General features: G+C 40.5%; 1 protein-coding gene. It reads left to right on the forward strand.

Annotation, left to right across the window (positions count from 1 at the left end; translation table 11 throughout):
* The first annotated feature begins 348 nt into the window (after positions 1-348).
* Positions 349-1803, forward strand: coding sequence for a transposase (locus LIZ98_RS17330; RefSeq protein ID WP_041845943.1), 1455 nt, complete (start codon positions 349-351; stop codon positions 1801-1803).
* Positions 1804-2032 lie beyond the last annotated feature (229 nt).

The raw sequence follows: 2032 nt of genomic DNA on the forward strand, positions 1-2032 counted from the left end.
GAGCCTTTGCCAAAATGCTGTATCTCCTGAAGCAGTAGGCAGTCAGACAATTAAAGATCGTGGATTTATTCCACTATAGAAAAAGGTATTTGCACGAATATTATGACAAGTATAAAAGAAAAAATGGTGAGTTTTAATTTCAGTGGATAAATTCGCTTATTATCAATATCTGAATTTTTCCATTTCAGTCGGTTTTAGACGAGTTTTAATAGATTAGGCTACTCATTCCCCTGGTAAATATTGTAAAATGGAAAAACATAATTATTTTTGAAAAAAAAGTGCCATGAAAGTCACTCCTTTGGTAAGATATAAGTACTACCCAATATCCAGTATCCAAGGAGTGATTTCATGACTACTTCTATTCTAACACAAACCAGAGATTTATCAATACAACAAAATTTGATTCCCCACAATTGGCAAGACTATGCCGATATACCCTTTGTCATTCCGGCCATGTGTTTTCCATGGGAGATTTTTAAACCGGTTGAACGAGATTACTACACCTTTTTATATTTGCACCTAAAAAAGGAAAGAGCACATGATCATTTTAATGAAATACAACCAGCACTATTTTCAATACCGGAGGAAGAAGATAAGTCTACGTCTTCCTTATTTCATTCCTCTCCTGCCGGGAGAAAACCGCATCCTTTCATGCCCTTTTTTCGTGCTTTTGAACTGGCCTCTTTACAATATATTGAAGTGATGGTTGAAAGTGTCTATTTACAAGTGAAATCAAACCCGCTATTTGCCGCCATGTGTGGATTTACGGAGAAAATTCCGAGCTACCGTTCCTTTGCTCGCTTTGATCAAATCATGACAACAAATGATCTTTGGGAAAAAGCCCGGCTATTGGTGGTTGAATATAATAAAAGGGAAGGCGTGGTTGAAACTTTTGAGAAAGCAGTCGCCGTGGATACATCACATATAGAGGCAGAAGCAACGTTGAATAAAACAAGGAAGACGTGTTCTTGCAAAGGTGATTGCGATTGCCCCAGAATCCTTACAGATGATAACGCAGGGGTGATGCGTAAAAGCAATGCAGTCTCCTATATTGCGCATAAATTATCAATGGTATGCGGGGTGAAATCCGGCTTGCCTTTGACGCGGGAAGTATTCAAAGGAAATACACCTGATGGGAAAACATTAGAAACGACATTGGAGACGTTTAAGGCGGAGCACCCCGAGATGGCTGAGCAGTTGGACTTTATCTTGGCAGATGGAATCTACCAAACGCCGGAAAATCAAAAAGTGACAAAGGACGTATTACAGGCGAAATTGGTGGCACCCATCAACCCACGGAACCGTAAAGATAAACCAACTTCCGCCCGGGGAATTGAAAAAATCAATCGGTACGGCACCCCCATCTGTATCAGTGAACATAAAATGGACCTTAGAGGATCTGATCGGGAAAAGGGGCAATATATTTACACTTGTCCTGTATTTCATCCAAATGCTAGGCAAGAAGGACTCACCTGCCCGCTGTCGAATCACGTGGAATGTTGTAATGGGGCAGCACAAGGAAGAGTATTTCGGCTGGACTTTGATCAAGCGCCTCAAGTAGACGTCGAGTTGCCCCAACATGGGCGGAAATTTAAAGTGTTATATAGTGCCAGAACGATCATCGAACGAATCTTTGGCATTCTAAAAGACGGATATAGTCTCCGTCGTGTTCACAAGCGTGGAAAACAGGCAGTTGAAGCGCATGTGGATCGTTGCATGATATCTATGCATATCATGGCAAATATGGCGTATCATCAGACAGGAAAGGCCAATTGTGGATGGACACGCCATCGACTGAATTAAGTTATTCACAGGTGGATATGTGAATAAGTCAAATGCAGCGTCTCCTTTCCACAAAGGGTAGTGAAAAAAACCCATTTTGTGAAGGCAGGATACGTATGCCCTTTTTTGGAGAAAAATAGCCATTTTATTTTTATTAAATTTAAAAATCTGGAAGAAAAGGCAAAAAACGAGATAATTAATTTTCCAGAGCCTCGCTCAAGGGTATATTTTTTATTTTGGCAGAGGCTCT

The organism is Caldibacillus sp. 210928-DFI.2.18 (genome assembly GCF_020554505.1).
Lineage (GTDB): Bacteria > Bacillota > Bacilli > Bacillales > Caldibacillaceae > Caldifermentibacillus > Caldifermentibacillus hisashii.